Raw genomic sequence first — 18,206 nt, forward strand, 5'->3', positions numbered from 1 at the left:
AATTGTTCGTTTTTTATAAGAATGGGTCTTACCCACCGGATAGAGCGGTCGAAATTCATGCATTGCCGGGTATCACGTCTGTTATTCAGAGTCTCCAGTCCGATTATCCTTACCCTTGCTCAGTTCCTGCACCGTGTGGTGCAGTTCTTCCATTTCGTCTTCTTTTTTCTGTTGGGCAGGATTCATGGCTTTCATCATTTTCAAAAGGGGATCATCCTTGCCGCCGCGCATCACACCGCGGACTATGCCATACATGACGGCATTGATACCCGCGATCATCAGAATAAAGATCAAAGCTGCAATGGCAGTTTTACTCATTTCCATGCTGACTCTCCAAAATGGGGATGAATTGGTTCCAGTCCGTTAGGTGCGCGTCGGCGCTACCGGCGGGGAATTCCTCATTGTATAGAATGCTGAACAAGCCGGCTTCTTTCGCGGCGCGAGTGGTGCGGTGGATATCGTCGATCATCACGCATTTGGAGGGGTCAGTTTCCCCAGCGGCTTGCATGGCTATTTGAAAAGACTCGGGCATGGGTTTGCAGTATGGGTCGATGGCATTCACGTCTACGATGATCTCAAAGAGGTCGCGCAGACCCAGCACCGTCAACACTCTGTCGGCATGGGCAGAGTCCGCATTGGTGAAGATCAGGTTACGGGTCGGGAGTGAGGCGATGAGCGAGCGTAAAGTCGGGTTGGGAGTCAGGTAATCCCTGAGCGGCAGATCATGCACGAAAGCGAGAAAATCCTGAACATCAATTTCGTGATGGGCTTGAAGTCCGCGCAGGGTGGTGCCATATTGCAAAAAATATTTCTCGCGGATGTGCGCGATCTGGTCTTCGGGAAACCCCATGCGTTCGCGCATGTAGGTGTTCATGCGTTCTTTGATGGCTTTCCACAGACCTGTATTGGATGGATACAACGTATCGTCGAGATCGAAGAAAATAGTGGTAAATCGCATTGCGAGATTATAATTCCTGCCATGCCCATTCGATTGCTCTCCTCTGAAGTCTCGTCACAGATCGCCGCTGGTGAAGTGGTGGAACGCCCTGCTTCTGTGGTCAAAGAATTGACCGAAAATTCTTTGGATGCAGGTGCGACGACGATCTCGATCTCGGTTGCCGATGCCGGGCGGACTTTGATCGAAGTGGCAGATGATGGACATGGCATCCCGGCGGGGGAATTGGAACTGGCGGCGGCTCGACACGCAACCTCGAAGTTGATTCAGTCCGATGACCTGTTTCACATCCAGACCTTGGGCTTCCGCGGCGAAGCGCTGGCTTCCATCGGCTCCGTTTCACACATGAGCATCACCTCGCGGGTGGAGTCTGCCAAGGAAGGCGCACGCCTCAAAGTGGATGGTGGCATTGCCAGCAAGGTGGAGAAAATTGGCGCGCCGGTGGGGACGGTCGTGCGAGTGGAAAATCTCTTTTACAACGTGCCTGCGCGTTTGAAATTTTTGAAAACCGATACAACCGAACGCCGTGCCATTGATTCATTGGTAACACGTTATGCGTTGGCGTACCCGAATGTACGTTTCAAGATCACCGACGGGAAACAAGTCACACTACAGACGGCAGGCGATGGAGATCGCCGCTCTATCCTTGCTTCCCTCTATGGTGTTGAAGTTGCCAAGCAGATGTTGGAAGTGATGGCGACGGAAGAAAATATGACGCTCACCGGCTTCATCAGCCCGGTTTCGTTAACTCGCTCGAATCGCAAAGAAATTACCTTCTTTATCAATGGTCGCTGGGTGCAGGAAATTTCTCTGAACTCCGCTTTGTTGCAAGCCTATCACACGCTCTTGATGGTGGGGCGCTATCCGCTCACCGCTTTGTTCCTGGATATGGCACCCGAAGATGTGGATGTGAACGTCCACCCGACGAAAGCAGAAGTGCGTTTTCGAGCGCAGGATAAAGTCTTCAGCTTTGTGCAACGCTCGGTGAGAAAGGCGTTGCTGGCGTACACACCCGTCCCAGCGGTTTCGCCGCAATTGTGGGGTTCGCGCTCCGTGCCCTCTGAACCGCGGACAGTGGGTATCGATTGGTCGATCGGGCATGATGAGTCAGTTGGTGGTGAACGATTGACGGTTGGTAGTGAGGAGTTTGGGGATAGTGAAGAGCAGCGATCAGCGGTCAGCAGTCAGGCTGTTGAAGGTGACCGCCTATCGTCTGCGGTCAATGGTCAATCGTCCTTTGCCGGTGTTCCTTTGCTGCGCCTCATCGGTCAGATCGGCTCGACGTATATCGTGGCGGAAGGTCCCGATGGCTTATATCTCATTGACCAGCATGCTGCACATGAGCGGGTGTTGTTCGAGAAGTTGATGGCGCAACGCGAGAACAAAAGCATCCCTTCCCAGTCTTTGCTCGCGCCAGAGATCGTGACCTTGCCACCGCAATCTTCGAAGATATTGCTGGAACAATTGCCGTTCTTGAACAAATTTGGTTTTGAAGTGGAAGAGTTCGGCACGAATACCTTCCAGGTGCGATCCATGCCGATGTTGTTCGCTGGCGGCAGCCCGTCCATGGCGCTCAAAGCATTGGTGGAGGATTTTGAAGAGGACGAAAGTCCGCTTCAGGCAGAGGTGGAGGCGCGACTGGCGGCACGAGTCTGTAAACGGCTGGCGGTCAAAGGCGGGCAGGCACTCACATCTGAAGAACAAAAGAGTCTATTAAACGACCTGGAGAATTGCCAATCGCCGCGGACTTGTCCACATGGCAGACCAACGATGATCCACCTCACGGTGGATATGCTCGAACGTCAATTCGGACGCAAAGGGGCACGCTAATTCAAGTTTCTAATTTTGTAAGGTCGTTATGAAAACTACCGGTGAATACGCTAAAATTATCAAATGTACAGTCTGACGGATCTATCCAAGCGCGATCTTGAAGTCTTATTTGATCACATCCAGGCAGCCATAGCACTCGTGGACCGTGATGGGAATTTGATCTCGTGGAACTCGGCCTTCGATATTGGCAAACGTCAATTCCCCAACGCCAACAACCTCAAAGATCTCTTCCTGCAAAAAGATGCGGATGCACTTCACCTGAAGTTGCGGGAAGGTGAAAAAGAACATTGGGCAGGCGAGTTCGCCATTACCGAAACAGACGCCGCCTCCCTGTGTGATTTCTGGCTGGTACCCACAGTCCACGATCACTTTATCTTCATTGCTGAGCGCATCGAATCCGAAGCGGATGCCGAAAAAATGGTGGAAAAACTCCGCAAACAGGTGGACTTGTACCGGGTGGAAAGTGAATTCTCGAAGAAACTGGCACGAAACAAACAGATCGAAATGGAAGCGGTTCTTGCACAGGCAGAGGAAGTGGCGCATGTGGATCCGCTTACCTTCCTACCCAACCGCCGCACGATCATCAAAGATCTGCAAAGTGAAGTGATGCGTGCAGAACGCTATCGCTCGCTGTTCTCCATTTCCGTAGTGGATATTGATAACTTTAAAAGTATCAACGACAACTATGGTCACCCGGTTGGCGATGAGATCTTGCGGCAGGTGGCGATCCAACTGCGAGACGGCATTCGTCATCCGGACGTGGTTGGGCGCTATGGCGGCGAGGAGTTCATCATCCTGCTGCCAAATTCGGATAAAAATGCAGCCGCCGAACAAGCCGCACGCTTGTGCCGAAGCATCCGCGATGAGGTGATGCACTCAAGAGAATACAGTCTGCAAGTGACCATCAGCATAGGAATCGCACAATTTCGACTCGGCGAGGATTCATGGCACAGCCTGCTCAAACGGGCAGACAATGCCATGTTCGAAGCCAAAAGCGGCGGACGTGACCGCTGGGTGGTTGGAGATTAAATCTCTTCGGTTCTAAGGACAAAAAGTTTTCATTTCTTATATAGAGTTTTCAAAAATTGTACAAAAGGCTTCCTTAATATGTTGTTTTACTTCTTGCATGGATGGTACCGGGTCGAGCAAGTCAGCCAATGAAACGACCGGTTCGGTCAGCCCGCAGGGAATGATGCCATTCCAGTATTCCATATCCGGGTTCACATTCAATGCAAAGCCATGGCGGGTCACACCGCGCACATCCACTTTAACCCCAATGGCGGCGACCTTGGCGGGTTTCTGCTTGTCTTCGGGTCTGCAGTGGATACAGCGTGAATGGACATCGGCTTGGATCCACACACCCGTCTTGCCGGGACGTTGACCCGATGCAATACCGTATTGCATCAATACCCCGATCAACATCTCTTCCAGTTTACGAATGTAACCAACATAGTCAGACTTTTCCTCACCCTGCCTCACCTCGCTTTGAGATACTGACAAGGGAGTAAGGGGAATCAATGGATAGCCCACCAATTGACCTGGTCCATGGTAAGTAACATCTCCACCACGATCCACCCAGTAGGTGGAAACCCCTTTTTCTTTTAGTTGAGTTTCGGTCCAAAGAAGGTTTTCGGCGTTGCCCTTGCGCCCGAACGTATATACATGCGGATGTTCCAGCAACAGCAGGGTTGGCGGGCGTATCCCCTCTGCGATCTCCGCCGCATATTCGTCCTGCAATTTCCAGGCGCGTTCATAATCGATCAAGCCCAGGTCTATTATTTTGATGTTCATACCATTAAATTCCGTAGGGGCGAGGAAACCTCGCCCCTACATGTATTATCCGAATATCCTGCGATATAGATCCGATTCCAACAACCCGTTCGGGTCGCAGCGCTTTTTGAGCTTTTTGAACTTCTTCACTGCCTCTTCGCCATAGAATGCCAGCGCAGTTTCGGCTGTGGTCTCGCTATTCTTGGCAAAGTAAAAGCGCCCGCCATTGGCAACGACAATGGTATCGAAGTCTTGAAGCATGGAGCGGAGTCCGGCACGGTTGGAGCGGGTCACTTTGAAATCCAGAGCGAGCGAGAAACCGTCTACCGCATGCGTGAGCAGAAATTTATCGGGGCGGTGGCGTTTGGTCACACCGAGATAGGAGGGGATGCCGCGCTTTTTCGATAGGGTGATCATTTCCGTCCAGGCTGTTTCAGCGCTCTCTTTGGGCATAAAGGACTGATATTGGATCAACCCGCCGCTGCCGTAGGACAGCTCCCAGTTGGGAACATAATCCAAAAGGAAATGGAACGCCGCATGTGCCTGCCTGAAGGTATGTTTCCGCAGAGAAGCGATGTACTTTGCGTTGTTCACCCCCCACCATCCCAGGTTATTGGCAAAGGGCTTCATGAATTGATACAACAAAGATTTCGGGAATACGCCAAAGATCATCGGAGGCAGGATCTGGTTGGCAAGTTTCATTGTCTCTTGCGGGTTGGGGTCTTCACCCTCATGCAGGTAACGCGCAGCGTGGATCTGCCCACGCCCGAGGCTCTTGCCGCCAGCCATGGTATCCATCCAGCCAACGATATAGTCGTTATGCGGCGCGCCGTCATGCAGAGCGGAAAGATGCTGGTTGAGGGTACGCACAGGGAAGGCATCCACCGTCAAAAGTCCGGAGTGGAGGCGTTTCATTTGCAGCGTTACTGAAGTAAAGATGCCGAGCATTCCATATCCGCTGATCATCGCATGGAACAAGTCACCGTTTTCTTTGGGTGAACAGGTCACTTCTGCGCCGGTGGGCAAAATGGCGGTGAACTCAATCACATGCTCGCCGAATGTCCCCATTTTGAAATTGTTTTTGCCGTGAATATTTGCTGAAAGACAGCCCCCCAAAGTAGTTTTCATCGTACCGGAAACAACAGGGGGCCACCAACCATCCGGCTCAACCTTCTGCCATAGTTGTTCAAGTGTGACGCCCGGCTCGGCTCGTATCACACCGGTAGTTGGATTCCACGCCAGGATCAGATTCATCGCTGACATATCGAGCACGATGCCCCCACCGTTGAGTGCAGCATCGTTATAACTGCGTCCTGCGCCGCGCGCAGTGATCGTGAGCTCACGTTTTTTGGCAAGCTTAAATGCGGAATGAATGTCTTCCACGACTCGCGGCTGGATCAAATAACCGGGTGCGCGCAGTGAATGACCAAAGTTTTCAAGCTGTTTGAATGTAGTTCGCATGGGCGTCTTGCTTTCCGAAATACGGACGGTCGATCCGCTAAAAAGATAGTCTTCGAAAAATAAAGGAAGGAATGTGCCGGATAATGAACATGATATGCGCCCAGAAGAAGGGCGTGTATACGGTCTGCCTGCGTTTTTGCATGGCGTTGAAAATATCGTCCACTGCCTTTTCAACGGGGACGGCAAAAGGTGTAGGACCTACAGCAGATTTGAGCATTTCAGTTTTTACAAAGCCCGGTTTGACCGTTAAGACATTCACGCCATGCCGGGTAAGTCGGTTGCGAAGCGCTTCGAGATAGGTATGCAACCCGGCTTTGGATGTGTTGTACCCGGGGTTGCCCACCCGTCCGCGATCACCGGCTACCGAGCCAATGCCCACGATCTGCCCGGCTTTGGCAGTCTGAAACATTTCAGCAACAGGCGTCAACCATGCCATGGCACCGATAAGGTTGATCTCCACCATCTCGCGGTCTTGCTTGAAGTTGTATTTTTCCATGCCGCCGGGCGGGTAGTTGACCCCCGCCATAAAGATGAGCGTATCCAGCCCGCCAAGATCGGCAACAATCTTCCGCAGTAATCCGGGAACTTCTTTATATTCTTTCACGTCGTGAGGGTATGCCAGCGCGCGAACCTCCCCCGCCGACTGATTGATCTCAGCGCACAAAGCATCCAATTTATCTTTCTGTCGGGCAACCAGAGCAACTGCATACCCCTCTTTGGCTAACTTACGAGCAAGTGCTGCCCCCATCCCCACGGAAGCGCCGACCAAGATCGCATGACGGCGCGGATTCAACGGCGTTACAGGTACAAGCTTGGATGAATCGTTCACATAAACCTCAAGAAAATGATATGGTGTCATTCTAACACAATCTATTTGGTGCCTTTCCCAACACGATTGAAAGTGTATAATATTACGATCGTAATATTAATATTGTTCTGTTCGATGAAAAAAATGGCAAAAAATAAGAATGAGCAGCAATAAAGACAAGTCCGGAACGGTCTTCTCGCGTGCGTGGGATATTATCTCGAACGATAATGCTCTCCCACCCGATGAGAAAAAAGCGATCCTGAAATTGATTCAGGTTCTCCTCGAAGCTCGTGAACAGTCGGATAAAAGGGTGGGCGATAGCGAAGAAAAATCCATTACCCAGGAAATCATCTCAAGGCATTCTCTGATGGCTACTGTCAAGCACCAGGCAGACGAATTGGATGCGTTGAAGCGCATCAGCCTCAACCTGACCTCGAACCTTGAACTTCAAAAGGTATTGGATGTATTGGTAACGGAAGCCATCAATCTGGTTAAACATGCGCGCGCGGTGCATATCTTTTTATACGAGCGCGGCACCCTGGAATTTGGTGCAGCATTGAACAGCGCTGGAGAACGAAACAAACCAGTCTCCCTGCCCCGTAAAGATGGGTTAACGTATTCCGTGGCAAAATCTGGCAGTGAGATCATTGTCGATGATTTTTCAACCCACCCGCTTTATAAGAATACAAACATTCCCTGGGAAGGCTCCATTATTGGGATCCCGCTAAAGTTCAAAGACGAGATCCTGGGGGTGATGAACCTTTCCAGAACCATTACGGGTAAATTCTCCCGTTCTGAACTGCGCCTCATGAGCCTGCTGGCAGATCAGGCTGCTGTGGCGATCTTTAACGCCCGTTTATATAAACAGCTGGCACAAATGGCAAACACCGACAGCGTCACAGGGCTGCCGAACCGCCGGGCACTGGATGAGCGCTTACAGGAAGAATGGCGTCTTGCTGACCAAACAAAGACTTCCTTTTCCGTAGTTATGATGGATCTGGATGGTTTCAAAGCCGTGAATGACACCTTCGGTCATAACGTGGGCGATGAGTTGCTGTACTCCCTTTTCAACTTCCTTGCACAACGTATGCGCAGTTCCGACTTCCTCGCCAGATATGGCGGCGATGAACTCACTCTGGTCATGCGCAACACAGACCTCGATGCGGCACAGGCAGTCACAAAAAAAGTGATCGAATTAATGGAAGAGTACAGCTTTACCTTTCCGAAGGGGAAGGATATGAAGCTCGGAATCACAGCAGGCATAGCCGTTTACCCGACACATGCCAGCAACCCCAGCGACATGATCCGCGCCGCAGACTCAGCGCTATACCATGCAAAGAAACATTATCGCGGTCAGTTCGTCACCGCCAAAGGTGCTACAGGAAGACTGGACCCCATACAGGTAAAAGAAACATAAAACGGGGGAAACCGTGTTGCAAAGCCGGGATCATATTTATTAATAAGCTCAGGAGAAACCATGCCCCGCAAAGTCAAACTCATCCTTAACCCCATGGCAGATATGGGACGCGCCTGGAAAACCGCAAACAATCTACGCCCGATCGCACAGGAATTCAAAGGTGAGCTCTCCTGGAGCGGAACCGTTTATCCTTCTCATGCCATTGAGCTTGCCCGGCAAGCTGCCGAAGAAGGTTACGACATGGTCATTGCCATGGGCGGAGATGGCACCGTCCATGAAGTCATGAGCGGGTTAATGCAGGTCCCTGCTGAAAAACGACCGATCATGGGAATTGTGCCCATTGGCTCCGGCAACGACTTTGCCTATGCGGTGGGAATTACCCAAAAACCAGACCACGCCCTTGCGCATGCGCTCAACGCCGAGGTGGTCAAACCCGTCGACATCGGCTTGATGACCGACGAACATGGGCGCAAGGAATACTTCGATAATACCCTTGGTATTGGATTCGACGCGGTCGTCACCATTCGGTCACATAAACTGCCGATCGTCAAAGGGTTCCTGATGTATCTAACGGCGGTCATCCAGACCATCATTTTGAATCACAACCCAGCCAAACTATATATTGAAACTGAAAAAGAAAAATGGGACACCAGCGCGCTCATGGTCACCGTCTGCAACGGTCCGCGCGAAGGCGGTGGATTTATGCTTTCCCCTAATTCCAAAAACGACGACGGCATCATGGAATTCCTCATCGTCAATAAAGTCTCACGTGCCATGATGTTCCGCCTTGTACCCGAATTCATGAAGGGTACACACATGCGCTTCAAACAGATCCGCATGGGAGAATACAAAAAATTCTCCTTATCTTCCGACTCCCCCCTTTATATCCACGCCGATGGAGAAATATTTACCAGCTTCGGCAGTAACCTAAAGAAAGTAACTTTCGAGATCCTGCCCCACGCATTAAAAGTGGTTCACGGTTAAACAAAACAGCGGCTGATGAATATCAGCCGCTGTTCATTTCTAAAGAACTAACCGAACAAACGCGCAGTAGCCATCATGGATATGGCAATGAACATGAAGAACAAGTTTCCGTGAGCCGCCATGGTTTGACGTTTCACAAGCGCCTGCAGGATAACCATCTGTTCTGCCGTGGGCTTCCCCTGGATCTGCGCCCCAAACACTGCAAGTTTTTGGTTTACATTTACCAAGCATAAACCCAAAAACGAACGCAACCAACCCGGCAGTTGACCCAATGCCAAAGCCGATGCCTGTGGGTGTCATCATCCAGTTAGACTGAAACCAATTCGAATCGATCCCATACAGGATCGAACCTGCCAGCACCGTGGTCGCAGCAGTAACCGTCATATACATGGTGAATTTCGTCTTCCCCATCAAGTGACCGGCAAATTGCTTCCCGGCATCCCCAATGGCGCCCATGGTCGGAGCAATGAATAAGCTCAGCGCAATTGCGCCGCCTGCCCAAAGAATCCCGGCAACAATGTGGAGAAATCTCAAAACCGAAAATAGTATTAACATGTTTCATCTCCTTGATAAAATTTATAAAGCTGACCACTAGTAAGAACACCGCCTATTCATTTTTGTTCCAAAAAGTATCCTTCTAAAGTCCCGCCCCATCATGTAGAATAAACCCATGCCCGACCTGTCTGCCTCACTCCATAAACAAGATCTGGGACATTTCCGCATCGTCGCCGAATTCTGGGGCTTGGAATTGGAATCTACTGAGACCCAATCCGCTCTGGAAGAACTCTGCGCCTCTTTACTGGACCTTGAAGCTGTTTCTGAAACCCTGGAAGTTCTCCCCGCCGAAGCCCGCTCCGCGCTCAACGCACTTACCATTGCCGACGGAAAGATCGAATGGGCGAGCTTCGCCCGCAAATACGGTGACATCCGCGAAATGGGAGCAGGCAAAAGGGACCGCGAACGCCCTTACCTCAAACCCGCTTCAACTTCTGAATTCCTCTTTTATCGTGCCTTGATCGGCAAAGCATTCTTTGAATCAGATAAAGGTTCACAGGAATTTGCATATATTCCTGAAGACCTCCTTGAAATCATCAACGAGGTCAACGCAGATGATGTGCCCCCCGCCCCTTCAGCCGAAGCATTGGGGCGTCTTGCCACCCCTGTTGAAAAGGCTTTTGAGATTCCCGCCACCGATTTTATATTGGATGACGCCACCACCTACCTGGCTGCCTTACGCATTGGTCACGAAAGTAAATCTCACTTCAAGCGCGACCTGTCTGCTCTGCTAACCACTGCAGGCATCATCAAAAATGACGGGCTGCACCCGGAAGCGGTAAAGAAATTCCTTGAAATTCCCCGCCCCGAGGCATTGGGCATGCTTTACCAGGCATGGCTCAACTCGATAACATTCGATGAACTGCGCTTAATTCCCAGCATCCTCTGTGAGGGGGAATGGAAGAATCAGCCACAGGTGACACGCGAATTTTTGATGAACCTCATCCATGACCTTCCACAGGATAAGTGGTGGAGCATTCCAGCGTTCGTGAAAGCCGTCAAAGAAAAATTTCCCGATTATCAACGCCCCGCAGGCGATTACGACTCCTGGTTCATCAAGCGCTCAGCAGACGGTCAGTTTTTGCGCGGCTTTGCCTATTGGGATCTGGTCGATGGCGCACTGATCAAATACGTGATCCAAACCCTGCATACGCTTGGCAAGGTGGATCTGGCGGCACCGGAGCAAGGCAAGGAAGCAACTGCAGTCAAGGTATTGTCAAAAGCCAAAGGTCAAAAGTCAGATACCCCTCAACCTTCGACCTTCGATACAAAAATTATCGTCTCCTCCAACGGGAGGATCACTGTTCCGCGAACATTCTCGCGCACGGTCCGCTATCAATTGGCACGCTTCTGTGAATGGGATGAACCCAAAGGCGATGATTATTTTTACCGCGTCACTGCAGAATCGCTGAAACGTGCTACGGAACAGGGACTGAAAGCCGAGCAGTTGCTGGCGATGCTGGTCAAGTACACAAAGGAGGCTGTTCCGCCTGCAACGGTGAAAGCGCTCAAACGCTGGGATGCGAACGGAGCGGAAGCCCGAGTGGAGAGTCTGCTTGTGCTGCGAGTGAGCAAGCCCGAGATCATGGAAGAGATGCGCAGGTCGAGGGCAGGAAAATACTTCGGCGAAATGTTAAGCCCGACGGCAGTGATCGTCAAAGGCGGAGCCATCCAAAAAGTGTTGGCAGAGCTAGCTGAGTTGGGGCTGTTGGCGGAAGTGAAAGAGTAAAAAAGAATAAAGTGGATGTCACAATGAAAGTGTGATGTCCATTTTTTATTAAGTCGCTATAATGCGGACAGGTTTCCAAAAGGAGAAAATATGTCAAAGATCGATTGGATCCAGCAAGAGATCGACAATTTGAAATCGCAGGGGCTATATAACAACATCCGTACCATCAGTTCGCCGCAGGGCGCATGGCTGACCGTGGACGGCAAGAAAGTTCTGAACTTTTGTTCGAACAATTATCTGGGGCTCGCCAATCATCCCGCCTTGGTTGCGGCTTCAAAGAAAGCGACCGATGAGATGGGGGTCGGTCCTGCCGCAGTCCGTTCGATTGCAGGGACGATGTCTCTGCATGTTGAACTCGAAAAACGCCTGGCGCAATTCAAAGGTGTGGAAGCGGCGATCACCTTCCAAAGCGGATTCACCGCCAATTTAGCGACCGTCCCTGCGCTGGTTGGAAAAGAAGATGTGATCTTCTCTGACAGACTCAACCACGCATCCATCATCGACGGATGCCGTCTCTCCGGTGCAAAGATCATCGCCTATGAACATAACGATGTGAAGTCGCTCGAAGAACAGATCAAAGCCAATTTGAAAGATTTCCGCCGCGCGCTCATCATCACGGATGGCGTCTTTAGCATGGATGGGGACATTGCGCCCCTGCCCGATATTTACGAAGTGGCAAAGAAATACGACATTCTCTTAATGGTGGATGATGCTCACGGCGAAGGTGTGCTCGGCAAGGGCGGACGCGGCATCGTCGATCACTTCGGCTTGCACGGCAAAGTGGACGTGGAAGTGGGCACGATGTCGAAGGCGTTCGGCGTGGTGGGCGGAATCGTCGCGGGCAAAGCGGTCATCATCGAATGGCTGCGCCAGCGCGGGCGTCCCTTCCTGTTCTCCTCGGCGGTGACTGTCCCTGATGCAGCGGCATGTTTGGCGGCTGTGGACTTGCTCGAAGACTCGACTCAATTAGTGGATAAACTTTGGGACAACGCCAAATACTTCAAAGCTGAAATGAAGAACCTCGGTTTCAACACGGGCGTGAGCGAGACGCCCATCACCCCGGTCATGCTCGGTGAGGCTCCGCTGGCACAGCAGTTCAGCCGTGAGTTATTTGAAGCAGGCGTGTTCGCCATGTCCCTCGGCTTCCCAACCGTGCCACAAGGCAAGGCGAGAATCCGCGTGATGATCTCCGCCGCGCATGCGAAGGATGACCTCGATAAAGGACTTGGAGGCGTTCAAGAGTGTGGGGAAGAAGTTGGGTGTGATCTAAATAAATGCAGAAATCAGAATGCGGAATGCAGAATAAAAATTGCATTCCGCATTATTTACTTATCAATTGAAACAATAAGGAAAAACATGATTCTCATTTTAATTATCATACCAGTAGTCGTTGGTCTTCTCATTGCAATCGCCATCTACGACCATTACCGTAAATAAGCAAACCAGCCTATTTACTATTTACTATTCCCCGCTCTCTTCTCTTTCCTCCTTTTCCTCCCCTTCATCATCAAACTTTCTATCCAGGCAGCCATCGGTTCGGGCGGCGGGTAACTTTCAATTTCAAACTCTTCCAAGCCTTTTGCACGCAGTACACGGTTGGCGGCTTCGAGTCCGGTGACACAGGCGCGTTCCAAGAAGAAGGCGGGCGTTTCGTGGCGCACCCAGTCGCCTGCGCAAAATAGATTCTCCCACGGCGTTTCAATTCCCAAATGCGTTCCGCGTTTGCCCAGCGACGGCAGCGTATGCGTGCCTGCGTTGCGCTGCAAATACGGCGCGATGAGATGTCCCTTCAACTCGGGGAAGGCACGGTTCACATCCGTGATCACGTTCGCCAACAAAACCGCGTCGGGTTGAGCCAGCACACTGGGCGGTCCGTAGACATGCGCTTCGATGCATGCGCCGCCAGTTTCGGCATGCCACGTTTTGTACGAGTCATAAATGCGCTCGAGCCAGAAAAAATTGTGCATCACAAAGTCACCGCTGAACATGCCCGCTTCGGGTCCACGGCGCGGCGATTTACTGAACCACAAACGGATGACTGCATGACCAAGCCCATGCGGGAAGAACAAATCGTCAGCGGGGAAACTGCTTTTGATAATAGATTCAGCTCCGGGTGAGTCTGAAGCGAGGATGACAAAGGGAGCCGTATCCACACCGTTGACTCCATCCTGCTCCCAATGCACAGTCCACGCCTCATCCTTTTCTACGCGCTTCACTCGTGACTTGAATCGAATCTCACCGCCCAAGCTTTGAACCTTCGCCGATAGTTTTTCGCAGACCTCGCCGCCGCCGTTGGGAAGATACTCGAACGCCCAGGCATCGCGTCGCATGAGGGTGTAAAAACGCAAGAAGGCGAGGAAGCCCGCCAGCGGAACTTGGTCGGGGTCGGTGGCAAGCCCGTTGCGGGTGAGACCAAAAAAGAGCGAGCGGAAGGCGGGTCCCCATTTCTTGAGCGCACCGCCGAAAGTGAAACCCTCCATCGGCTGATCCTCGACGAAGGGATCAATGCCCAGCGCCATCACCAGCACCGACCAGACGTTGAAAATGGAGAGCATGTCGCGCAGGGTGAGCATGCCCCAGAAACGCGGCGAGAGAAAAAGTTGAATGTAATGAAACGGCGCAGGGATGATGCTGTTGCGAATGGCACTGCCAATGTTCGCGCGTCGGACGTGGTCGCCCACGCGGTAGATCCATTGCTCGTCGGTGGCGGGTGTGAATTGATCGACAACGCCGTGCCGCCGAAGCATGGATTTGAGATTGCGATAGGAAGACCAAATTCCATGCACGCCATGTTCGGCTGGGAATTTTCTGCCTTTCACATCTGTTTCTGGCAAACCCGCCAAGCGCCCGCCAATGTGTTCGTTTGACTCGAGGATGAGCGGTTTCAGTCCGCGCTCGGCGAGGTGCAGGGCGGCGGTGAGTCCGGCAACTCCCCCGCCAATGATGATGACGTCGTGGTGTTTATCCATTGAGGGTAATTATAAACTTTGTGTCACCCCTGAAGGAGCGTTCTTCGCGACTGAAGGTCTCTACGTTTTCGGTAGAGATGCTTCGCGCTACGCTCAGCATGACATCGTTCATATGGTAAAATCGCTTCCGCCTCCGACGAAAGTCGGTTCCCATGGAGGGATGGCCGAGCGGCTGAAGGCGCATGTCTTGAAAACATGTTTGGTGAAAGCCAACGTGGGTTCGAATCCCACTCCCTCCGCCTTACAATTCGGGTATAAGCCCTGTGCCCGGCGCACGTGTTGACGATTTTTGATTTGCGATTACAATATCAAGCGTCAGACGAGCAGTTGTACATTGTTGGGGAGGTGCCAGAGTGGCTGAATGGGCTCGCCTGCTAAGTGAGTGCCGGCTTTAAAACCGGTCGCGGGTTCGAATCCCGCCCTCTCCGCTACAAAACACATCCGCAAGGGTGTGTTTTTGTTTTCCGGTCGCGTGCCCCCATTAAGGGGAAGACTTTCGAATCCCGCCCTCTCCGCTACAAAACACATCCCGCCCTCTCCGCTACAAAACACATCCGCAAGGGTGTGTTTTTGTTTTCCGGTCGCGTGCCCCCATTGAGGGGAAGACTTTCGAATCCCGCCCTCTCCGCTACAAAACACATCCGCAAGGGTGTGTTTTTGTTTTCCGGTCGCGTGCCCCCATTGAGGGGAAGACTTTCGAATCCCGCCCTCTCCGCTACAAAACACACTCGATTTTCGGGTGAAACCTTTCCATCTCCCCAACGTAAGTTGACTAACGCTGCAACCTTTCACCTTCCAAAACTAACAACTGGATGATATGAATTTAGCAGGTTTTGGCGTTATTATTGAAAAAAATATTGACCCATGTCAACAAGCCCTATTACACAAGAAACCTCTTTAAAAAATCGCCCTGCATTGCGTTGGGTGTTGCTTGGGGTTTGGGGGCTGGTTGTCCTATACACGGTCATGGTTTTGGGGGCAGTCCTTTCTCCGCAGTTCATGGCATTCAAAAATAGCAGTATGACCCGCCTGCTATTGGGGCTCCCCGCACTGGTTCAGACGTTTATTGATTACGGTGTGGATCTGCTGCTAATGTTCGGTTTCTCCGTTATTGGCGTGGTACTGATCGTTAACCGCTCTGATGACTGGTTTGCCATTTTCACGTCGCTTTTTCTGATCATTTTCGGGGTTCGCATTACCAACCTGGCAAACAATATCGCCGTCACACCGGGGTATCAAACACAGGGCGGGCTTATTCTGGCGCTGGGCGATATTAGCATCGTTCTGTTTTCCATGTTGTTCCCAAATGGGAAGTTTACGCCGCGCTGGATGAAATTTCTGGTTCCGCTTCTGGTCGTTACCATGCTGGGCATTTATATATTTCCCGAAGCACCCTTCTACTGGGACAAAATGAGCCACAAGGGATATTACTTCCTGATCACCATCAGTTGGTATTCGGTCGGGCTTGTCAACGGAATATATCGTTACTATCGCTCCTCCACCCTTGCTCAAAAACAACAGATCCGCTGGATCTTCATCGGCACCATGGGACCTTTCCTGTGGTTCCTTATTTTCCAGGTGCTGTCCTATCTTTTCCCAATATTGACCAAGTCGGAGATCGCCGCAATCGGGTTCCAAGCCGTATCGCGTTTGGCTGGCATATTCTTATTTCTCATGTTGCCGCTTTTCGTCGCCATTTCCATTGTGCGCACCCGCCTGTTCGACATTGACTTGCTCATCAACCGGTCACTGGTCTACGGCATTCTCACGATCGGGCTGGGTTTGACCCTTGGGCTGGTATTCGTACTCGCTTCGGCAGTCTTCAAAAGTATGCACGCCAGCGATCAATTTTTCTTTGTTGCCCTCGTCTTCTCCGTCATGGCGGGAGCGGGCTTCCAGCCTTTACGCAAAAAACTGCAGCGCTTTGTAGACCGTGCCTTCTATCACATCCAGATCGATTATCAGAAGACCCCGCTTGAGATCCGTTCAGAGGCGGAAACAAACGTTGGGGGAATCTCACTGTCCTCGTATCGTAATCTAAAGCTGATCGGTCATGGCGGCATGGCGGAAGTCTATCGCGCCACCGATTCGACTGGGCGCGGGGCTGTGGCAGTCAAAGTGCTACGTGCCGCATTGGCTGGTGATGAGCAATTCCAAAAACGGTTCATGCGCGAAGCGGAGATCGTATCGCGGCTGGAACATCCCAATATTGTGCGCGTCACAGATTTTGGGCAGGAGCATAGTTCATATTACATTGTCATGGAATTGCTTTCAGGTCCGGATCTCAACAGTTTGATCAAACAGGAAAAACGCATTACCGTCCCAAATACCATTGGCATTTTGCGAGGGATCGCCGATGCGTTGGACTACGCCCACCTGAACGGACTCGTCCACCGTGACATTAAGCCATCCAACGTGATGCTTGATTCTTCCACCATCCCTTCGCGTTCCGTGCTGACAGATTTCGGCATTGCCAAAATGGTCGATGCCCACACCCGCATCACCAATACCGCCGGAATGCTTGGTACCTTCGACTACATGGCGCCGGAGCAAATTCAAGCCTCGGCAGATGTGGATGGGCGCGCGGACATTTACGCGTTGGGCGTCATGACCTACCAAATGTTGACTGGTCACCTGCCATTTGAGCGCCCTGATACAGGCGCCGTTCTGCTTGCACATTTGAATGCACCGCCACCCGATGCACGCGAACTTGAGCACGATATTCCACGCCACACCGCCCGCGCCATTCAACAGGCAATGGCAAAAGATATAAATGAACGTTTTTCTTCTGCCCGAGAGTTCATCACTGCGCTAGAAAATGCACAGATGATCGCATAAAAAACACGCGAGCGGGCGTGTTTTTTATTTTGCCTGATCGTCTTTGAAAGTAAGAAGCCCCGGTTCAGACCTATCCATTCACCACTACATATACACGGAGAAAACCATGTCCAAAGACACCGCACGCCAACTTGCCAATGCGCTTTCAGTTGCCCTCGCGCTGACGGTCAACATCCTTGCCAGCACTTTGCCTCTCAACGGACAGAACACCGGCGAGATCTCAGACCGCTTCCTCGTGTACTTCGTCCCCGCTGGGTACGTCTTCGCCATTTGGGGCATCATCTACATTGGCTGGATCGCCTTCACCATCTATCAATTCCAACCGGCACAAAAAGAAAGTCCGCGTTTACGTAACCTCGGCTATCTCTTTGCCATCAGCGGCATCTTCAATGCCGCCTGGCTGGTGTGCTGGCATTACAACCTCTTCGGCTTGAGCGTGCTGGTCATGCTGACTTTGCTTGGCTTGCTCATCGCCAGTTACCTCAAACTCAACATCGGGCGTACACCTGTAAGTATTGCTGAAAAATGGAGTGTGGATATTCCGTTCAGCGTGTACCTCGGCTGGATCACGGTCGCCACTGTGGCAAATATTTCTGATTGGTTGTATTTCGTTAACTGGAGCGGATTCGGCATTGCGCCGCAGACATGGGCAGTGACCATGATCGTGATCGCCACCATGCTTGGTGTGCTCATGACGGTCATCCGCAGGGATAGCGGCTACGTCTTCGTATTGGTTTGGTCCTTCGCGGGAATCGCACTCAAACAAGCAGGGGTTCCGCTGGTGGCAAATGCGGCTTCAGGCGCGGTCCTATTTTCACTAGGGCTGGCAATGTATTCCATTGCCGCACGCCGCCGAAAGCTGATCCAATAATCACCAGCGCTACAGCGCG

General features: G+C 51.7%; 14 protein-coding genes, 2 tRNA genes and 1 pseudogene. 10 read left to right on the top strand and 7 right to left on the bottom strand.

What is annotated here, in order from left to right; translation table 11 throughout:
- Nucleotides 1-81: 81 nt before the first annotated feature.
- Together IPG80_RS21060 and IPG80_RS21065 are read right to left on the bottom strand one after the other, a co-directional pair.
- Nucleotides 82-324, bottom strand: coding sequence for a hypothetical protein (locus IPG80_RS21060; RefSeq protein WP_345111475.1), 243 nt, complete (start codon nt 322-324; stop codon nt 82-84).
- Complete coding sequence (locus IPG80_RS21065) at nt 311-958, bottom strand: pyrimidine 5'-nucleotidase (RefSeq protein WP_345111478.1); 648 nt, start codon at nt 956-958, stop codon at nt 311-313. Before IPG80_RS21065 ends, IPG80_RS21060 begins: the two co-directional genes overlap by 14 nt.
- Before the next feature lie 21 nt (nt 959-979).
- Between IPG80_RS21065 and mutL the strand changes: the two genes are divergently transcribed.
- The gene (gene mutL / locus IPG80_RS21070) at nt 980-2,785 is read left to right on the top strand and encodes a DNA mismatch repair endonuclease MutL (protein WP_345111482.1); all 1,806 of its coding nucleotides are present in this window, start codon (nt 980-982) and stop codon (nt 2,783-2,785) included.
- Between the two features lie 63 nt (nt 2,786-2,848).
- Nucleotides 2,849-3,814, top strand: coding sequence for a sensor domain-containing diguanylate cyclase (locus IPG80_RS21075; protein ID WP_345111485.1), 966 nt, complete (start codon nt 2,849-2,851; stop codon nt 3,812-3,814).
- Between the two features lie 36 nt (nt 3,815-3,850).
- Here IPG80_RS21075 and lipB read toward each other — a convergent pair whose 3' ends face one another.
- The 3 genes from lipB to IPG80_RS21090 are packed head-to-tail and all read right to left on the bottom strand — an operon-like array spanning nt 3,851 to nt 6,875.
- On the bottom strand, nt 3,851-4,576 hold the full coding sequence (lipB, locus tag IPG80_RS21080) for a lipoyl(octanoyl) transferase LipB (RefSeq protein WP_345111488.1): 726 nt from the start codon (nt 4,574-4,576) through the stop codon (nt 3,851-3,853).
- A 45-nt stretch (nt 4,577-4,621) separates the two neighbouring features.
- Nucleotides 4,622-6,016, bottom strand: coding sequence for an FAD-binding oxidoreductase (locus IPG80_RS21085; RefSeq protein ID WP_345111491.1), 1,395 nt, complete (start codon nt 6,014-6,016; stop codon nt 4,622-4,624).
- Between the two features lie 37 nt (nt 6,017-6,053).
- Nucleotides 6,054-6,875, bottom strand: coding sequence for an SDR family NAD(P)-dependent oxidoreductase (locus IPG80_RS21090; RefSeq protein WP_345111494.1), 822 nt, complete (start codon nt 6,873-6,875; stop codon nt 6,054-6,056).
- 109 nt (nt 6,876-6,984) lie between these two features.
- Here IPG80_RS21090 and IPG80_RS21095 point away from each other — a divergent pair, with 109 nt between their 5' ends.
- A complete protein-coding gene (locus IPG80_RS21095) occupies nt 6,985-8,241 on the top strand; it encodes a sensor domain-containing diguanylate cyclase (RefSeq protein ID WP_345111497.1) in 1,257 nt (418 codons plus the stop codon).
- Nucleotides 8,242-8,301: 60 nt separating this feature from the next.
- The gene (locus IPG80_RS21100; RefSeq protein ID WP_345111500.1) at nt 8,302-9,225 is read left to right on the top strand and encodes a diacylglycerol kinase family protein; all 924 of its coding nucleotides are present in this window, start codon (nt 8,302-8,304) and stop codon (nt 9,223-9,225) included.
- A 39-nt stretch (nt 9,226-9,264) separates the two neighbouring features.
- Here IPG80_RS21100 and IPG80_RS21105 read toward each other — a convergent pair whose 3' ends face one another.
- On the bottom strand, nt 9,265-9,780 hold the full coding sequence (locus tag IPG80_RS21105; protein ID WP_345111503.1) for a hypothetical protein: 516 nt from the start codon (nt 9,778-9,780) through the stop codon (nt 9,265-9,267).
- A 115-nt stretch (nt 9,781-9,895) separates the two neighbouring features.
- Between IPG80_RS21105 and IPG80_RS21110 the strand changes: the two genes are divergently transcribed.
- A complete protein-coding gene (locus tag IPG80_RS21110) occupies nt 9,896-11,509 on the top strand; it encodes a helicase-associated domain-containing protein (RefSeq protein ID WP_345111506.1) in 1,614 nt (537 codons plus the stop codon).
- A 90-nt stretch (nt 11,510-11,599) separates the two neighbouring features.
- A pseudogene (locus tag IPG80_RS21115) lies at nt 11,600-12,779 on the top strand (glycine C-acetyltransferase).
- Between the two features lie 184 nt (nt 12,780-12,963).
- Here IPG80_RS21115 and IPG80_RS21120 read toward each other — a convergent pair.
- On the bottom strand, nt 12,964-14,478 hold the full coding sequence (locus tag IPG80_RS21120; protein ID WP_345111509.1) for an FAD-dependent oxidoreductase: 1,515 nt from the start codon (nt 14,476-14,478) through the stop codon (nt 12,964-12,966).
- A 154-nt stretch (nt 14,479-14,632) separates the two neighbouring features.
- Between IPG80_RS21120 and IPG80_RS21125 the strand changes: the two genes are divergently transcribed.
- The 4 genes from IPG80_RS21125 to IPG80_RS21140 all read left to right on the top strand — a co-directional run bounded on the left by IPG80_RS21125 (nt 14,633) and on the right by IPG80_RS21140 (nt 18,187).
- Nucleotides 14,633-14,717: transfer RNA gene (locus tag IPG80_RS21125), tRNA-Ser, on the top strand.
- A gap of 100 nt (nt 14,718-14,817) precedes the next feature.
- Nucleotides 14,818-14,906: transfer RNA gene (locus tag IPG80_RS21130), tRNA-Ser, on the top strand.
- A gap of 436 nt (nt 14,907-15,342) precedes the next feature.
- Nucleotides 15,343-17,316, top strand: a complete 1,974-nt coding sequence (locus tag IPG80_RS21135) for a serine/threonine-protein kinase (RefSeq protein ID WP_345111512.1) — start codon at nt 15,343-15,345, stop codon at nt 17,314-17,316.
- 106 nt (nt 17,317-17,422) lie between these two features.
- Nucleotides 17,423-18,187 (top strand): tryptophan-rich sensory protein, encoded by a 765-nt coding sequence (locus IPG80_RS21140; protein WP_345111515.1) that lies wholly within the window; start codon nt 17,423-17,425, stop codon nt 18,185-18,187.
- Nucleotides 18,188-18,206: the final 19 nt, after the last annotated feature.

This window comes from Candidatus Villigracilis vicinus, from assembly GCF_016702885.1.
Lineage (GTDB): Bacteria > Chloroflexota > Anaerolineae > Anaerolineales > Villigracilaceae > Villigracilis > Villigracilis vicinus.